This is a genomic window from Paenibacillus sp. V4I5 (assembly GCF_030817255.1).
Classification (GTDB): Bacteria; Bacillota; Bacilli; order Paenibacillales; family NBRC-103111; genus Paenibacillus_E.
The window spans coordinates 5,124,665-5,140,786 of record NZ_JAUSZB010000002.1; the positions used below are offsets into that span (position 1 = coordinate 5,124,665).

The following is a 16,122-nucleotide window of genomic DNA, read 5'->3' on the forward strand; positions in this document are numbered from 1 at the left end:
TACATACAAGTTAATCGTCGCGAAGATTGCCTGCCGGACTTACAACTTGAACCCCGCGGTAGAGCCAATGGACCAAACGCTGCTGGATCGCCAATTCCTAAGAAAGCACGGAGCAAACGCTTATTACGCGGTTTCTGAGCCTATTCTCCGAGCCTATACGGTTGAGACGAACTCGCCCTTTTTTTTGCATTTGGGTAGGAAGGTTATCTTTTGGTATGATAAGCAGGTAGGAATGATTTGGGAAAAGGGATGATGAGAGATGTTTGCGAAATCAAGTTATGAGGGAACAAGAGAACATAATTATGCCTTGCTGATTCAGCAAGTTGAAGCTTTGATACATGATGAACCAAATCGCATAGCGAATTTGGCTAACGCCGCTGCGCTGCTCGGACAGTTTCTGAGTGATGTGAATTGGGTGGGTTTTTATTTATTAGATGAGACAAGAGATAAGAAGGAGCTCGTACTGGGGCCGTTTCAAGGACTTCCGGCTTGTGTACGGATTCCACTGGGTAAAGGTGTTTGCGGTACATCAGCAGAACGCCGTGAAACGGTACTTGTTCCAGATGTGCATGCATTTCCAGGACACATCGCCTGCGATGCGGCATCACAATCGGAGATTGTGGTACCGATCCTTGTAAGCAATGAGCTCATCGGGGTGCTGGATATTGACAGTCCTATCAAGAGCCGATTTGATGACATCGATCAGCAGTACTTAGAACAATTTGTACAGAAGCTTGCAGCTGCTATGTAATCTCATAGGTGGTAGAGAAAATATCTGCTATATCTTCATCGGAACAGAAGCTGCAGCTGGCCAGCATGCTGTTATGTTTTAAACGAGCACCTAATAAGATCAGATGACTGGTAAGCTGCTGTTCCATGATTGGATCTGCGATGCTGAATTCAATCCCGTATTCATAAAGGGATGGCTTCAGCATCGTTTTTCGTGTGAGGACACCTAATACTTTGATCTCTTGATAAAAAAGATGAAAAGTGAATTCCAGCAGCAAGCTCATATCGATAGGAAGATTCAATGGGGTGTGAATGCGTATACCGCCTGAGCTAATATCTCTTATCATAATCTTAGAATGTTTGGTGTCAGCTGCCTTGTTTTTGATCCCAATGATTTTGAACATGGCTGATAAAGGAATTTGAAGATTGAGTCGGAAGCTGGAGCGCTTATTTGCTTGTGACATACGAATTGCTCCTCCTGGTTGATAGGCCTATTATACTATATCGATGATTAATTTGAACTATCTTTCATTTGATGAATTTGAAAATATTGCTCACTAATCGCGTGTGGAAAGCTTGCGAATGAATGATTTCAAGCCTTCTTCTCCGTTAATAAAATGTCTTTTGAGCAGATAAGGGGACTGCTGGTTTGTTGCATTGCCTTGTTCAATTGTAAAAGCATAACGAAATCCATGATCTTTAAGAAGCTTCAATGTTGTTTTGTTATATTCGCCATAAGGGTAGCAATATACATCGGCTTTGGTTCCGAGCTTTTCCTCTATTTGCTTTCTGGCTTCTATGATTTCGAAGGCTTGTTGATCCGCTGAAAGCCGCGGGAGATGGGGATGTGTCATCCCATGAGGTTGAATGTCCCAGCCGGCTTCTTGCAGCTTCTTGATCTGTTCCCAGTTCAGGTAACCTTCCTGATTGTTCATACCTGGCGATATAAAGAGGGTAGCCGGGAAGGCATATTTGGCAAGAAGAGGCATCGCTTGCTCATAATTATCGATGTATCCGTCGTCAAAAGTCAGCAGTACGGGTTTCTCAGGAGCCGCCTCGACGTCTTCTCCTTCAATAAGGCTAATAAATGTAGCGAGAGAGACTGGGGTGTATCCATGATCGTGAAGATACGTCAGCTGCTCCGCCAGCTTGGCTGGGGAAATAACGACGACATTCCCGGGATCAATCGTGACACTGTGGTAGTTGAGGACGGGTATGCTAATTTTGGACGGCAGAGGTGTTGGTCTTGTTGTAGATTGAACTGCCCCTTTAACTGCGGAAGCAGTCGGAGGAGCGGGAAGGGGGACGTAAGTATTCAAGGTAACAGATGATGGCTCAGGCAATTTGGGTTCCTCTAGAAGAGGCGGAGCTGGAGTCAATTCTACGCTTAGAGCGGGCTTGTCCTCGACCAAAGGATAGACTTCGACCAGAGCTTGGGATGGAGATTCGACGATCTGAGCATCGACCTGATGAGGGATCAATGCCGGAGTTGGTGAGGATCCCTGTAATGGATACCCCGAGGAATTCAGACCGATGGATACGAGTAGGAGAAGTATAGTAAATAGACCTGCTAGCACCGAATAAAGAAGGATTCTCTTTCTTTGGTAGTTCATAGGCACACCAACCATTTCTAGAGGAATAATCTATTACTCTATTTGTAAGCAGAGGTTGGGAGAAATATACCTAAATTTAACCGGTTAGAGAGATTCTCTCATATAAAAAACGGCTATCCAAACTGTTTCCAGTTCGAATAGCCGTTTTTGGCGCGTGGGTTAAACCGCCTTGCTGATGATGGCAGCTAGAAGCTTGCGCATCGATCGAGTTCCAACTTTATCCATAATTTTATCAATATGGACTTTAACTGTTTTTTCGCTAATGTTGCAGTGATCAGCTATTTCTTTGTTACTGTAGCCGTGGAGCGCGATAAGACCTATTATTTCGGCTTCTCGGTTCGTAAGTAAATGTACGGCTGCAAATTGGGTTATGACGGATTGCACACTCTTATGATGAAGGTTCTTTACCGGATTCTCTTGCACATGCTGCATGCTTGAACGACCTCAATATCTTAATTAATATATGGCGTACAGCTTATTGTAACAGAGTAAACCTCTGTATGATTCATAGAAGATTGTCTAATTTTAAAATTTTTTGCTTAATCTTTACTTTGGATAACAAGTAATAAGCCTGTTTGGAGTTCGATGAGACCTTCCGATTCCTTAAGTACATTACTAATTCCAAGGGACTGTCCAATCTGAAGAGTCGCTTGCTGAAGCGGATATTGGAAACCGTGCAGCGTAATGCCGGTTACTTCCAAACTAAGCGGCAGCAGCGATATATGTGTATAGCTTCCCCGTAAGATACGAGTGGACTGATTAATGACAATGATTTGGTTGTTGGCATCCACAATGGAACAGGAGACGCCATGCTCAGTGCCTTTGCGAAGCAGATGTACGTTGGCTAACGAGTGATCAAAGCGTGTGCCGAGCGCGCCAAGTAGGACGATATGATCTGGCAGCTGAGCCAGTGCCCAGTTAAAGGCCATTTCGGTGTCGGTTAAATCCTTGAAGACCGGATCGCAATCGATGAAAGTGAGACTGGAAGAGCGAATACGGCTCAACTCTTCGGGAGTGACAGAATCGAAATCACCGAGTGAAATATGCGGCGTAAAGCCATGTTGAATCAGATAAAGGGCACCACGGTCCGACCCTACGAGAACGTCATCTTCATGAATGTCTCCAAGGGCCCAATCTCCGAGTGTCCCTCCGGTTACAATAATAATTCGTTTTCCGTTCATGCTTTTCCCCCAACGCTTGATATATCATCCCCTTAGTATATCATACGCAGGCAAAAACCGAGCTGCATTTCATCGCAGCTCGGTTCTATGATTAGGTTCTCGCGTCCACACGCTTGCGCATAGGGTTAAGCTCAGACTGGTCGTGATCAATCACGGCTTCATCGGCGAAGCCCTTCAATTCCCAAGTCGTTCGTCCCAAAATAAGATCGGCGGGAAACTCGTCGCCGCGCTTGAGCGTAACCTCTCGTCCTGCTTCATTGGCATAAATACCATCCGTCTCCACCGTGTCGCCAGTCATAGGATCCATCGATTTGTCATTAGACATGCTGTATTCCTCCTTTCCTGTTGCTTATTCATACCATTTCCAACGATGGAGGAAATTATGAGCAGAATCATGTAGAATGAGAAGGTTGTCACAGATCAGAAGGCAGAAAGGGAATGAATTAGCATGGCTTTATGGGGGACGATTGTGAATGCAATCGCCATTATTATTGGGGGATTATTAGGAATGATGCTGCCCCGCATCTCAGAAGGCATAAAAAGCACAGTCATGCAAGGCCTTGGGCTTGCCATTACTGTGCTGGGCATTACTATGGCATTAAAGTCGAATCAAATCGTACTGGTCATTATGAGTGTGGTTATTGGAGGGATCATTGGAGAGTTACTTCGAATCGAGTACAGACTTGGACAGTTAGGTGACTGGTTGCAGGCTGCACTGCATAAAGGTGATACTGCTCATCGAACAAGCAGTATCTCGGAAGGCTTCGTGACATGTACCTTGGTATATTGCATTGGAGCTATGGCTATTCTGGGTCCACTGGATGGCGGCCTTAGGCATAATCATGATATTTTATATACCAAATCATTGCTGGACGGGTTCTTATCCATTATCTTCGCGTCTACCCTTGGGATAGGTGTGATCTTCTCGGCTGTATCCGTGTTCGTGATGCAAGGGGTCATCGCTCTGGCAGCGACGTTTATTGCTATGGCATTTAGCCAAGCTTCCCTAGATGCAATGATTGTCCAAATTACAGCCGTGGGTGGCGTCCTGGTTATCGGCGTAGGCCTCAACATTCTTCAAATTAAAAAAATGAATGTTGCCAACATGCTTCCGGCACTTGTCATAGCGGCAGCAGCAGTTCCTCTGCAGCATTATTTCACTGTATGGTTCAGCCGACTGTTCTAAACAGCTGAACCGTTAAATTTGTATCCGACACCACGAACCGTAATAATGTAGCGAGGCTCTGCTGGGTTAGATTCAATTTTCTTACGCAGATTACTAATATGTACAATGAGTGTTCTTGGATCGCCCATGCTGTCCAGGCTCCATATAAGTTCAAACAGGTGCTCGATTTTGTACACTCGATTAGGGGTCTTAGCCATTAAGGAAAGCAAATCGAATTCTTTGGCCGATAACGATATGGTTTGTCCATTCACGCGAACGATGTGGCTGACCAGATCGATTTCGAGGCCAGGGAATTTCACCAACTGAGGATCATCCTGATGCTGCTCTCGAATGGAATTTCGACGCAAATGAGCTTTGACTCTAGCGACGAGCTGACTAGGGCTGAAAGGCTTCGTCATATAATCATCGCCACCCATGCTTAATCCGAGAATAATATCAATATCCTCACTCTTACAGGAGATGAACAGGATCGGCGTATTGCTCGTTTTGCGAAGCTGTCGGCAAACTTCTATACCATCAAGTCCTGGCAATAGAATGTCCAGAATAATAAGATCGGGCTTATGTTCCTTCACGATCTCAAATACATCGTGACCGTTATTGGCGCTGATGACTTTGTAGCCTTCCCGCGCTAGGTAGAGTTGAATCAATTGGACAATTTCTTGCTCGTCATCTACGACTAAAATAGTTTCTCCTGCCATACTAGAAATCCTCCTCAGTAACGGAACAGCTTGGTAGAGAGAACGGTATTCCCGCTCTAACCTGTTACCTTCATTATAGAACGATTCTCCTAGACATTTCTATCCTTTTATTGACAGATAAAGAGATTTGGTACGGTTCTTACTCCAAAGTAGGTAATTTGATCTGCTTCTCTATCCCGGCAAATGTAAAAAGTGTACAAAAAAAGTCATATTTCGACTTCAATTGACGAAAATTTTGGCTGAACTTAATTGAATCTTTATGTTCCCGTGCTAAGCTACCTAAGTCTCTATGTAAAAAGCACGAGAGGGGCTGCGAAGTAATGAGTCATAAGGCTGATTCGGATATTGCCAAACATTCATCGTTACAGAAGGATACATTCGTACGCCAATTCATCGAGCAAGCTTGGGATCTGTTTAGCACATTTGATGTTTATGGAAATTTGACCTACGCCTCTAAGAACTTTAGTGAAGTGATAGGATTTATACCTACTGACTTTCAGCAAATAGTGGGCTTTATCGATTCGGAATATGGTATGGATTTACATAAAATGTTTATCAAAACCTTGCAAACTTGCAGCAGCAGTAAGCTGGAATTCCGAGCGAAAGGTGCAAGTAAGAATATCATCTGGTTTGAGTGCACCGCGATTCCAATTCGTAACGACGAGGGTGTTCTAGCTGAGATTTCTTTCGTTCTAACGGATATCACGCTGCGCAAAAATCAAGAGAGCCGTCTTATTGCCATGGCTTTTCATGATCCTCTAACAGGATTGCCTAATCGGCGAATGTTTAAGGAGCATCTGCAGCAAATGCTTTTGCAAGCCAATCGAACGAAGAGACCGTTTGGACTTTTATACTTAGACATAGATGATTTCAAAGTGATAAATGATACGATGGGCCATGATGTAGGAGATGCCTTCTTGCAGGCTTTCACTCACCGCATCAAAGGGTGTCTCCGTGAGGTTGATATGTTCGCCCGCATGGGAGGCGACGAGTTCACCATTTTATTACCCGCGGTGAATTGTAAGGAACACGTGGAAAACGTCGCCCAGCGCATCATTCAGTGTTTTGAACAGCCGTGGGACATACAGGGGCAGCAGTTTCGCGCAACAGTGAGTATGGGGATTACGATGTACAGCTCGGATGAAAGCGATGCGACTAGTATGATGAAAGAAGTAGATATTGCTCTATACAAAGTAAAGGGCAAAGGCCGTAACCACTACCAGTTTTATTACTAACCGTTACTTGGAGCTGAACGCTCTAAAGTAACGGTTTTTTCGTATCCCCAATATTTACTCCTAGCACATTCGAATTCTTTCTAGCAAAATAGAGGAAGCAGCTAGATGCTAGAATTGGGAGGTGGCCGATGAATAAAACCAAAAATCGATGGTACAAGTTCGTGATATTACTAGCCGCGGCTGGGATTTTGACCATAGCAACAAACTCAGAACCTAGTGTTAAGGCTGAAGCTAGCTCGTCTCAAGGGAAATTTACGATGTCTTATCTCTTCTTTGGCAATTCAAATTCCTATACCTCGCAAGTGGATAAAAGCGGTCAAACACTCGATGTCGTCTCGCCTAGCTATTTTCATATAAATGCAGATGGTAGTTTGCAATTATCCGATTCTCTTCAGGCTTCGTTCATTATCGACATGCATAAGCGCGGGAAGAAAGTTGTCCCTTTTCTTAGTAACGATTTCGATAGAACCCTAGGTGAGAAAGCGATTGATAATCGAGAAGCGCTTGTGAATCAAATTGTTGAAGCTATCAATGACCATAAGTTGGACGGCATCAATATGGATATCGAGAATGTGGATGCAGCTTACCGGGATAAATATACGGATATGGTTAAAATGCTGCGCGATAAACTCCCGAGCGGGAAGGAAGTATCAGTGGCTGTAGCAGCGAATCCTACAGGGGCTACTAAAAGCTGGATTGCTTTGTATGATTACAAGGCATTAGCCGCAGTAAGTGATTACTTAATGGTTATGGCTTATGATGAAAGCTATCCTGGAGATCCGACCCCAGGACCTGTGGCAAGTTTACCCTTTGTCGAGAAATCGATTCAATACGCAGTAGCCCAGGCACCAGCTGATAAAATAGTTCTAGGTGTTCCGTTCTACGGGCGGTACTGGAATCAAAATGCTGCCGCTAATGGCTCAGGTGTATCCGCTCAGATGCTAATTAAGCTGATTGACACCTATAAAGGGACTGTACGGTATGATGCTGCTAGCCAATCACCGGTAGCTACATTCACGATAAGTCCAACCGATGCAGCGTCTAGCGTATATGGCAATAAGCTCGGCCCCGGCGATTACACCGTGTGGTTTGAGAACGAACAGTCACTCAAAGAAAAGCTGAAATTGGTAGGTAAGTATAACTTGAAAGGGACTGGAAGCTGGAGCTTGAATCAGGAAACGACTGATACTTGGAACTACTATAGCTTATGGTCGGATGGGTTTTATTTCGCCGATATGCAGAAGCATTGGGCGCAAGCTGACGTGCTTGCCGCGGCGAACCGAGGCTGGATGCTCGGCATAGCCTCTGACCGGTTCGCACCGGACGCGGCGCTCACGCGAGCTGAAGCCGCGACGATTATCGTGCGCGTGCTGGGCTTGAAGGGCGAGGCGTCATCAGTGCTCAGCGCCTCGTTCAGTGATGTCCCTGCCACCCACTGGGCGTGGCAGGATATCCGGCTCGCGAAGCAGAGCGGGCTGATCCAAGGGATCAGCAGCGATCGCTTCGCGCCGGATCAGACCATGACGCGGGAGCAGATGAGTGTGCTGCTGTCCCGCGCCTTGCACTTGACTTCGCAGGTTGGCGGCGTAGCCGCTGCGAAGGGCTTCACCGACGTGCCGGCAGGAAGCTGGTCGGCGGGGGCCATCGCTGCGATGAGCAGCAATGGCCTTGTCGACGGCTTTGCGGACGGCACGTTCCGCCCGGGCGCGTCACTGACGCGCGGGGAGATGGCGGCGCTGCTCAGCCGCGCACAGCCGCTGCTCACGAAGTGAGCCGGCTCTAGCAGAGAACCGCACCTACTCCGGCTTGCCGAGTGGGGTGCGGTTCTTTGTTTTGCTTATCCGTAGCTGCTAGCGCATAGGTTGCCTTACCTTGTCTTGCTACGCCACTAATACCGCCATCGTGTTATCGATCATTATGCTAGATAATTTAAGCCGAATAATGCCTCCAACGCCTGATTACTAGCTATGAAGCAGATACTGCCTCCAACGCCAAGTATCCAGCGTTCCCAGTAATACTCGCTCCCTTCAGCTCAGAACAAATTTGATTTAGAATCGTTCAGCATCTTTGTGAAAAAATATGGGCTAAAGTGTTTATCAATGTTGTAACTTCTACAACAATTTGCACGCCAAAAGGCTCTTTGGCAACTTGAAGTTGCAGTTCGTACAACATTTTGAACCCATTTGTGGCAAAATCGCCTTTTCAGGGCTCAATTGTTGTACATAATACAAAATTGAAGAGAGTGAGGCGGGATCTAGTCAGAAATTGTTGTACTTTCTACATCATCATTCTTCTTCGCCAAGTTGGACGTAGGTAGTCTTTTCTTTGGGGCCGGGTTTATCTGTGACGAATTGGCGGGTGTTTTTGATGTGGGCTTCGGCACTGGTGATACGATTACTGCCGATCTGCAGCACAGCGGATGAGGAAACGCCTAGAATACGGATATTCTGCACACGAATAAATGAGCCTAAGTTATCCACACACATTGTGAAGGGTTCCGGAGGCTGGGGGATGGGAAAGGGTCTTTGATAAAAGGGATAAGCCTTGAAGCTTCCCTCATTCCCGTAATAGAAGGGAACTTCTCGCTGGACAGCGAAAACTTTTGTTTTTAGGGCAGTGTTGATGTTATCGCCAACATGCACGACACTGCTCGAGCTTATGTCATTGATATCGACATTGCCGACGATGGATAAGCGAAACATGGGTCATTCCTCCGATGGAAGAGGTACGAATGGTGAAATGATGATTGATTCGGGAGGCGTGTCGAACATGGAGGACAATGAAATGACTTCTGTATCGCCAATGAGAAATATAGAAGAAATGGCTACCCCGATGATTCGCACGTCACCTACGAAAAGCTGCTTGTTTTCCACATGTAAGTTCATTATTTTAACCTTCCTTCCTTGGTAAACTGGATATGTAACTATCAATTGCACTGATTATATCTTTTTTTGTTTTCTCAAAGATGCTGGTTGTAACGGCCTCCATCGGTTCTTTGAAACCAACACCGCGGTACTGATTGACATAATGCTGAATGCGTGTGTCTAACTGTTTACGGATATCATCGATAATGAGGGCTTTGTAATCCTCGTCCAGTGGATATTGATATTTGTTCTCCAGATTTTGCATATCGGCATGAACACCATATTGCAAATATTGTTCGATCCCGCTAGAGATCTCCTGCTGAATGCCAAAAGCAGAAGTACTCCCTTGCCCCTGATCTTGTCCTTGATGCCCCGTCCCTTGCCCTTGCCCTTGCCCTTGCCTCTCTTCTTGCCCTTGTGGTCTCTGTCCTATTCCGTGCCATTGGCTTAGTCCTTGACCTTGCATTTGCCCTTTCATTTGCCCTTGCCCCTGAAAAAATGCATTCGCATCAGCACCAGCATATTTGCCCATCGAGGCACCATTCACTGATAAGTCATCGATATTATCAAGCGAGCTGGGGCTAATACCGATTGTTAGTGTCCCGTCTAGCTTTTCGACTTTGAGTTGATCGAAATTATATTCAATTTTATCAATATGGACGCGTTTTTGATCTTTCAAGGCGTTAAGTTCCATTTGCAGTTTGGTTACGGTTTGTTCGAGCGTATCGATTCGCTGTTTCTGCATTTCAATATAGGCGGAGACCTGCTGGGCCCATTGCTGCCAAGTAATACAATTCTGCATCTAGGAAAGGCACCTCCTTCCGGCTTCAATCCGTTGTAACTTCGTGTTTCCTAATAACAAAGTCTATATCAAGTTGGTGGCGGTAAAGGAACCAGAGAGATTGGGTTCGTTGCGGTTGTTCCCATCTCTGGAGCGGATTCAACGAAGCCGCCTGTATTGTAAAGATTAGATAATGATCGGATAGATCCGGCGGTGCCAATTTGCAGAACGGAGGAGTTAGCTACGGAGTCCACTTTTAAATGCTGAATCATAATGGTTTGATGGATGGTCCAGTTCATTTTGGAGGAACACCTCGCTCAGGTTAATAAATGAATGGATTAAATGATTACTTTGTTGGCATTGTTTTCGATAAGGTCGGAATCGTTGGTTACGGTGGTGCTGTAGGCATTATAGATGCGAGGGAAATCCCCGGTATTAAATGAGCCTGCTCCGGCAAAAGTTTTGGCGGTGCTGTTAGGTGCGATGATAAAGGAATCGCCGAAGTGGACGACGGAACTCGACCCCACGCTGATGATTTTGACATTCCCTACGATAGATGGCATACTCGACCCCCTTGCGCTTACCACAACTATAGTATATGAGGGTATTCGCCTAGAGGTGCCCTGTTTTTCATTGGGGTGTCACATCAGGGAGTAGGCACATATACTGCTATTGAAAATGAGGTGATGGGCTTGAGCGGGTTTAATCGCCATCCTTGGCTAAAGTGGGAGCAAGTTGAGAAGTTCCTTGGGCAAAAGCTGCCTTTCGGTGAAAAAGGGCAGACCTTTCTAGATAATATGACGTGGGCCGAGGGATATGTACAGGACATGCTGAAAAAAGCGATGCCAGGTCTGGATGCCAGTATTTCATCCCCGGGTTTTGCTGGCTCGGAAATCTTTGAGACGCACGAACACGTCATTATTAAGGTGAAGATTGCCAAAGATGAAGATCCAAGAGCGCTTCAGGTGTTTGTGAAATCCAATCAGATTAAGCTGACCGGCTTTCTCAGCGGCAAGAACCGAATCATTAAGCTACCGACCCTTGTGCAGCCAAGGACGGCTAAAGTGAGCTATAAACAACGTCTGCTGCAGATCAAGGTGCGCAAGCGAGGCTTAAGGGAGAACTATGTTGAGGCGTATATCCGTTACTAGTGAGTCAGGAGGGCGGAATACATTTTGGCCTGCACACTCCTAGTGAAAAGCAAAAACCCTCAAGCCATATGGCTGAGGGTTATCCTTGTTGGACTATAGGACGCGGCGAGCGGTCATGTAACGGGAAGACCAAGTTCCGCTGTGAATGTTAGTAATACGGACTCCGCCTGCACCGTATGTTTGCAGCAGGTTGCCGTTACCCATATAAATGGCTACATGGTTAATGACGCCGGGTTTGCCCGGAATAGAGAAGAACACGAGATCGCCTGTGCGGAGGTTGCTTCTGGATACGTATCTTCCGACATGGGATTGCTGTTTGGAGGTCCTAGGCAGGTTTACGCCAACCCGCTTGAACACGTATTGTGTGAAGGAAGAGCAGTCAAATGTTCGCGTTTGCCCCGCTTTAGCACCGAATTGATAAGGTCTTCCCAAATAGTTTTTACCGATCGAAATCACTTGACTGGCACGAGAAGTTGCTGTGATTGAAGCATCAATGGCTTCCGCTGCCCCGGCTTGATGAGGCGCACTCACCATTCCTGCAGAAAGTCCTATGGAAACGGTCAATGCCGCTACGACTAGTTTCTTGTACCACGTTTGTTGTTGGTTTTTCATCTGGTTTGCCTCCTTAGATTTTTCGTAAGTAAACTTACGTCGTAAGCCTATGCTGAGTTTTCATAGAAAACTTGATTTGCATGACTCTTCTATTGAGCTAACTTGGGTGTTCGTCCTACCTAAGCCCAAGTATACCAGATGAAATTCCACCTAATATTTACCTTGCAACCTTGTGACCTGTGGTATCAAAGGTGTTCAGGCGAATTCTGAGAATATGATGAGAATCCCATTATAATGTTTTTATTGACACGTTTTTGGCAGCGTAATCAATGCGGTAGTACCTTGACCTAAGCGGCTTTTGAGCTGAATGGTCCCCTCATGCTTCTGAACGATATTTTGGGCAATAGCCAGTCCCAGACCCACTCCGCCTTGCTTGCGATTCCTTGCTTTATCCGTCCGATAGAAGCGGTCAAATAGGTGCGGTAAGTCACTTTCCGCGATGCCAATACCTTGATCAATGACTTCGATGTTGACCCATTTATTCTCTGTGGCGCCAATTTTCAACACGACTATTTGTTGGCTGTATTTGAGTGCATTATCTAATAAAATAATGAGAAGCTGCCTGATCTTATAAGGATCTCCGTTCATTTGAAGCTCTTTCAGGTCTTGCGCAATCTGCACGTCAATCTCTCTGCAAGAGGTGACCCTAAGCGAGGAGGCGGTTTGCTGGGCAATCGGAAGGAGGTCAAAGGTGCTCTTTTGTTCACAATCTTCTCGCTCTTTATCTGTTAGGGAAAGCAGATTTTGTGTGAGAATCTTCAGCTGAGCTGATTCGGAGATGATGGTTTCGAGCGCTTCCTCACGCAGCTTATCATCCCGGAAAGCCCATCTTCGCAATAAGCTAGCGTAGCTCTCAATGATCGTGAGCGGCGTACGCAGCTCGTGTGAGGCATCCGCAAGGAATTGCTCCTGCTTTTGAAACATTTCCTGCAGCCTATCAATCATTCGATTAAATGTTGCGCCAAGCATCGTTAACTCATCATTCGTGAGCTTGTCAGGCATGGGGATATGCCTAAATGAGCCGCTTTTCTCAATGTTTTGCATGATGGCAACTAACTGCTGAAGCGGACGAAAGAGCACATTCGTATAGAAATAACCCCCAAGGAGAGCTAATATCAGCGCACCTGTGGAAGTTAATAAAAGAATAGAGATGAGCATGCGTGAGTATTCGCCCAACCTCCGCAAATTGCGTCCAATTTCTAAAATAGCAACCTGATGGCCTTCTTTGAACACAGGCATTTTCACGAATATAAAAATTCCGTCAGGCGCTGTTTCTAAGATAACCGTTTCTTTGTCTACATAATTGGCAGAAAAGCTGAGCAGCTTGGGGTCGGAATATATTTGGTAAACAACCTTTGAATCGGGAGCAATATACCGCACCATTTCTTGCGGAATGAGGAGCTCTTCCATCTGCGAGTTATTCTGCCAATACTCAGGATGATTAGGTAAATCCTTCAGAATCAGCGTGCGTGCTTTTTCTTTCAGTAGATCGACTTCGCCCTTGGTTGTAACTCGAATGAACATGTAGTAGACAAAAGTGAAGCTGAAAAAAAGAATTAACATCAGCCCTGCAGAAACCCATAGTGTGATTTTCAGCTTAAGGCTCATGAGGGTGTCTGCCCATCTTTGGGGACAGCTTCACCTGCTGAATCGTCCGCCTCTTTGCTTGAGGAAGGTTCAACTTTCAGCAGGTAGCCGATACCGCGTATCGTCTGAATGAGCTTGGAGGAGAAGGGCTTATCCACCTTTTGCCGCAAATATCGGATATACACGTCGACCACGTTCGTATCGCCTACGAAATCATATCCCCAAACCTCAGAAATGATCTGCTCCCGCGACATCACTTCGTCCTGGTGTTGAATCAGGAAGCGCAGTAAATCAAACTCCGTAAGCGTTAATTCGATCGGTGTGCCTTCTCGGGTAACGGCTCTACTCTTTAAATCCATGCTCAGATCATCGACTTTTAGCAAATGAGGCCGCTCTGCTGACTGGTCCTGCAAGCTTCTTTGACGAAGTAGACTGCGAATACGGGCGAGCAGCTCGATCGTGGCGAATGGCTTCGTCACATAGTCGTTAGCGCCTTGGTCAAGTCCGCTGACTCGGTCCGGGACAGCATCGCGTGCTGTCAGCAGGATAATGGGAAGGGTAGCGTTTACCTGCCGTATGCGGCGAAGCACCTCTAGACCGCTCAACTCTGGCAGCATGACGTCAAGCAGGATAAGTTCCCAGTCCTCTGACTCGTCTAAGGCTGCATTCAGTCCAGAGCGTCCATCTGCTCTTGTATGTACCTCATAGCCTTCATGCTCCAGCTCCAGCTGAAGCACCCTGGCGATGCGTTCTTCGTCCTCAATTAGCAATATGCGGCTCATGGCGGATAGATTTCACTCCTAACGGCTCGCTGATGGTCAGCGGTGTCGATTCGTTCTTTATTTTCTCTATTCGCTACATTTACATACATATGTGAAAAGCCCAGTCTTTGGGGGAGTATCTCGTTAGCGTTCATTAGCCTAGTCCACGTTTACCCTTTGTGACATAAAATAACGCATAGAAGACTGATGAAGGAGTAGGACAAATGAGTATATCTCCAAAAAAGAAGGTGCGAATCAAATCTAACCAGAAAGTAGCGATTTTACTGCAAGACCATGATGCTACCGCAAGAGTCTATGTGGAGATTCAAGGGGAGCTCAAATCGCGTGAGGTTATGGTTGAGGCGCTAAAACGTTTAGAAGACGGATTGATCTACGCAGACGAGAATTGTACCGAGTTAATCGAGAGTGAGTATATTGAGGTTTTTCGTAAAAAAAACCCGTATCGCCGAGAAGAAGAGGATTTCATCTTCCTCATTGACCGTGCATATGCAGAAGAGTACGTCGTATCCGCCAAAATCATCAAATAATGTGAAGGTTAAGGCATATGAAAAACCCCTTATCGATAGATCTGAAGGCCAAAGCCTTCGAGAACTGTCAATAAGGGGTCTTTTTCAATTGCGAATATTAGTTTTTATTAACAATTGGAGCTGTCTCTACGGAAGTCAAACGGTCATAGAAATCTACAAAGTTATTTCTTTCATCTGAGCTAAGCTGAGCCATAGCCGTACGAGGATGCTCATCAAGCGCTCCTACGATCATGTACGGAATGAGATAGCCCCAATCCCATTTTTGACGCATAGTAATCATGTGTTTCTCGATAATTTCCAGTACGGGACGAACGTCGTAACGTGCTCCTTTTAAATAGCTAAGAAGTAGTTCCGTCGTACAGTTCCCTGCCGCGCGGCCCATTCCATAAACGGAGGAATCAAGGAAAGTCACGCCTTTGGAAGCACCGGCAATTGTGTTTGCGAAAGCAAGCTGCAGGTTGTTGTGCATATGTAAACCAAGTTCTTTCTCAGGAAGCAGGCGTTGGAACTTCGTTACGAGGTAGTCAATGTCTTTATGATCCATGCTGCCGTAGGAGTCTACGATGTAGACAACGTCAACAGGGCTTTTATTGATTTCTTCGAAAGCTTCAACCAGTTCATTTTCCATTACGTGGGAAAGCGCCATAATGTTAAGTGACGTTTCGTAGCCCATGTTATTGAATTTTTGAACAAGCTCAAGACCTTTATCAACGTCTTTGATGTAACAAGCAACGCGGATCAGGTCAAGTAAGCTGTCTTCACGAGGTAAAATGTCGTTCTCATCGACACGGCCGATATCTACGAGAGCAGATAGCTTCGTATCGGTCTTTTTGGTAATAACGTCACGAAGGAAGGATTCATTCAAGAATCTCCAAGGACCGGATGCTCCGCCTTTAAGCAGTTTTTCCGAGTTTTTATAACCAATTTCCATATATTCTACACCGGCTGCGCTTAAGCCGCGATACATGTCTTTGACAAATTCCACGCTAAAATCCCAATCGTTCACCAAACCGCCGTCCCGAATCGTACAATCCAAAATCTTGTGTTGATGCTGCTTAACCATACTCGTATTGCCCCTTTCGACTGCTTATATCGCTTCTGATTTTGCTATATTATCACTTATGTAGAGGCTGCTTGTCAATGTAGCAGTGTGCGTTTGTGACAACTTTTGCAGGG

Annotated in this window: 21 protein-coding genes and 1 pseudogene; 7 read left to right on the forward strand and 15 right to left on the reverse strand. The window is 45.8% G+C overall.

Annotated features, from left to right (window positions below; genetic code table 11):
• Nucleotides 1-16 precede the first annotated feature (16 nt).
• Nucleotides 17-127, forward strand: a pseudogene (araD, locus tag QFZ78_RS25385) (L-ribulose-5-phosphate 4-epimerase); the annotation flags it as partial.
• Between the two features lie 132 nt (nt 128-259).
• Nucleotides 260-751: a GAF domain-containing protein gene (locus QFZ78_RS25390; RefSeq protein ID WP_307551673.1), complete on the forward strand. Its 492-nt coding sequence runs from the start codon at nt 260-262 to the stop codon at nt 749-751.
• Here QFZ78_RS25390 and QFZ78_RS25395 read toward each other — a convergent pair.
• From QFZ78_RS25395 to QFZ78_RS25415, 5 genes are all read right to left on the reverse strand, one after another.
• Entirely contained in the window at nt 744-1,193 is a 450-nt protein-coding gene (locus tag QFZ78_RS25395) for a PilZ domain-containing protein (RefSeq protein ID WP_307551675.1), read from the reverse strand. The genes QFZ78_RS25390 and QFZ78_RS25395 overlap by 8 nt on opposite strands.
• 93 nt (nt 1,194-1,286) lie before the next feature.
• On the reverse strand, nt 1,287-2,342 hold the full coding sequence (locus QFZ78_RS25400) for a polysaccharide deacetylase family protein (RefSeq protein WP_307551677.1): 1,056 nt from the start codon (nt 2,340-2,342) through the stop codon (nt 1,287-1,289).
• Between the two features lie 159 nt (nt 2,343-2,501).
• Nucleotides 2,502-2,774, reverse strand: a complete 273-nt coding sequence (locus QFZ78_RS25405; RefSeq protein WP_307551679.1) for a response regulator transcription factor — start codon at nt 2,772-2,774, stop codon at nt 2,502-2,504.
• A gap of 107 nt (nt 2,775-2,881) precedes the next feature.
• Entirely contained in the window at nt 2,882-3,523 is a 642-nt protein-coding gene (locus QFZ78_RS25410; RefSeq protein WP_307551681.1) for a thiamine diphosphokinase, read from the reverse strand.
• 91 nt (nt 3,524-3,614) lie between these two features.
• Entirely contained in the window at nt 3,615-3,848 is a 234-nt protein-coding gene (locus tag QFZ78_RS25415) for a hypothetical protein (RefSeq protein ID WP_307551683.1), read from the reverse strand.
• A gap of 123 nt (nt 3,849-3,971) precedes the next feature.
• Here QFZ78_RS25415 and QFZ78_RS25420 point away from each other — a divergent pair, with 123 nt between their 5' ends.
• Nucleotides 3,972-4,709, forward strand: coding sequence for a DUF554 domain-containing protein (locus tag QFZ78_RS25420; protein ID WP_307551685.1), 738 nt, complete (start codon nt 3,972-3,974; stop codon nt 4,707-4,709).
• On the opposite strand, the gene QFZ78_RS25425 is transcribed toward QFZ78_RS25420, so the two are convergent.
• On the reverse strand, nt 4,706-5,407 hold the full coding sequence (locus QFZ78_RS25425) for a response regulator transcription factor (protein ID WP_056833708.1): 702 nt from the start codon (nt 5,405-5,407) through the stop codon (nt 4,706-4,708). The genes QFZ78_RS25420 and QFZ78_RS25425 overlap by 4 nt on opposite strands.
• Nucleotides 5,408-5,727: 320 nt before the next feature.
• Here QFZ78_RS25425 and QFZ78_RS25430 point away from each other — a divergent pair, with 320 nt between their 5' ends.
• Both QFZ78_RS25430 and QFZ78_RS25435 read left to right on the forward strand, forming a co-directional pair.
• Nucleotides 5,728-6,642, forward strand: coding sequence for a sensor domain-containing diguanylate cyclase (locus QFZ78_RS25430; RefSeq protein WP_307551687.1), 915 nt, complete (start codon nt 5,728-5,730; stop codon nt 6,640-6,642).
• A 128-nt stretch (nt 6,643-6,770) separates the two neighbouring features.
• Complete coding sequence (locus QFZ78_RS25435) at nt 6,771-8,414, forward strand: S-layer homology domain-containing protein (protein WP_307551690.1); 1,644 nt, start codon at nt 6,771-6,773, stop codon at nt 8,412-8,414.
• A gap of 513 nt (nt 8,415-8,927) precedes the next feature.
• On the opposite strand, the gene QFZ78_RS25440 is transcribed toward QFZ78_RS25435, so the two are convergent.
• The 5 genes from QFZ78_RS25440 to QFZ78_RS25460 form a co-directional block, all read right to left on the reverse strand.
• On the reverse strand, nt 8,928-9,344 hold the full coding sequence (locus QFZ78_RS25440) for a spore germination protein GerPE (RefSeq protein ID WP_307551691.1): 417 nt from the start codon (nt 9,342-9,344) through the stop codon (nt 8,928-8,930).
• A 3-nt stretch (nt 9,345-9,347) separates the two neighbouring features.
• Entirely contained in the window at nt 9,348-9,527 is a 180-nt protein-coding gene (locus tag QFZ78_RS25445; RefSeq protein WP_307551693.1) for a spore gernimation protein GerPD, read from the reverse strand.
• A gap of 4 nt (nt 9,528-9,531) precedes the next feature.
• The gene (gerPC, locus tag QFZ78_RS25450; protein ID WP_307551695.1) at nt 9,532-10,308 is read right to left on the reverse strand and encodes a spore germination protein GerPC; all 777 of its coding nucleotides are present in this window, start codon (nt 10,306-10,308) and stop codon (nt 9,532-9,534) included.
• Nucleotides 10,309-10,376: 68 nt separating this feature from the next.
• On the reverse strand, nt 10,377-10,586 hold the full coding sequence (locus QFZ78_RS25455; RefSeq protein ID WP_307551697.1) for a spore germination protein GerPB: 210 nt from the start codon (nt 10,584-10,586) through the stop codon (nt 10,377-10,379).
• Nucleotides 10,587-10,625: 39 nt separating this feature from the next.
• Entirely contained in the window at nt 10,626-10,850 is a 225-nt protein-coding gene (locus tag QFZ78_RS25460) for a spore germination protein (protein WP_307551699.1), read from the reverse strand.
• Between the two features lie 129 nt (nt 10,851-10,979).
• Between QFZ78_RS25460 and QFZ78_RS25465 the strand changes: the two genes are divergently transcribed.
• Complete coding sequence (locus tag QFZ78_RS25465; RefSeq protein ID WP_307551700.1) at nt 10,980-11,438, forward strand: Hsp20/alpha crystallin family protein; 459 nt, start codon at nt 10,980-10,982, stop codon at nt 11,436-11,438.
• A 93-nt stretch (nt 11,439-11,531) separates the two neighbouring features.
• Here the strand turns inward: QFZ78_RS25465 and QFZ78_RS25470 are convergent, their stop codons facing one another.
• From QFZ78_RS25470 to QFZ78_RS25480, 3 genes are all read right to left on the reverse strand, one after another.
• The gene (locus tag QFZ78_RS25470; protein ID WP_373460213.1) at nt 11,532-12,050 is read right to left on the reverse strand and encodes a C40 family peptidase; all 519 of its coding nucleotides are present in this window, start codon (nt 12,048-12,050) and stop codon (nt 11,532-11,534) included.
• Between the two features lie 240 nt (nt 12,051-12,290).
• The gene (locus tag QFZ78_RS25475; RefSeq protein WP_307551701.1) at nt 12,291-13,658 is read right to left on the reverse strand and encodes a sensor histidine kinase; all 1,368 of its coding nucleotides are present in this window, start codon (nt 13,656-13,658) and stop codon (nt 12,291-12,293) included.
• The gene (locus tag QFZ78_RS25480; protein WP_307551702.1) at nt 13,655-14,419 is read right to left on the reverse strand and encodes a response regulator transcription factor; all 765 of its coding nucleotides are present in this window, start codon (nt 14,417-14,419) and stop codon (nt 13,655-13,657) included. The genes QFZ78_RS25475 and QFZ78_RS25480 overlap by 4 nt, the downstream gene beginning before the upstream one ends.
• A gap of 203 nt (nt 14,420-14,622) precedes the next feature.
• Between QFZ78_RS25480 and QFZ78_RS25485 the strand changes: the two genes are divergently transcribed.
• Nucleotides 14,623-14,946, forward strand: coding sequence for a hypothetical protein (locus QFZ78_RS25485; protein ID WP_307551703.1), 324 nt, complete (start codon nt 14,623-14,625; stop codon nt 14,944-14,946).
• Nucleotides 14,947-15,043: 97 nt separating this feature from the next.
• Here QFZ78_RS25485 and QFZ78_RS25490 read toward each other — a convergent pair whose 3' ends face one another.
• A complete protein-coding gene (locus QFZ78_RS25490; RefSeq protein ID WP_307551705.1) occupies nt 15,044-16,009 on the reverse strand; it encodes an aldolase catalytic domain-containing protein in 966 nt (321 codons plus the stop codon).
• Nucleotides 16,010-16,122: the final 113 nt, after the last annotated feature.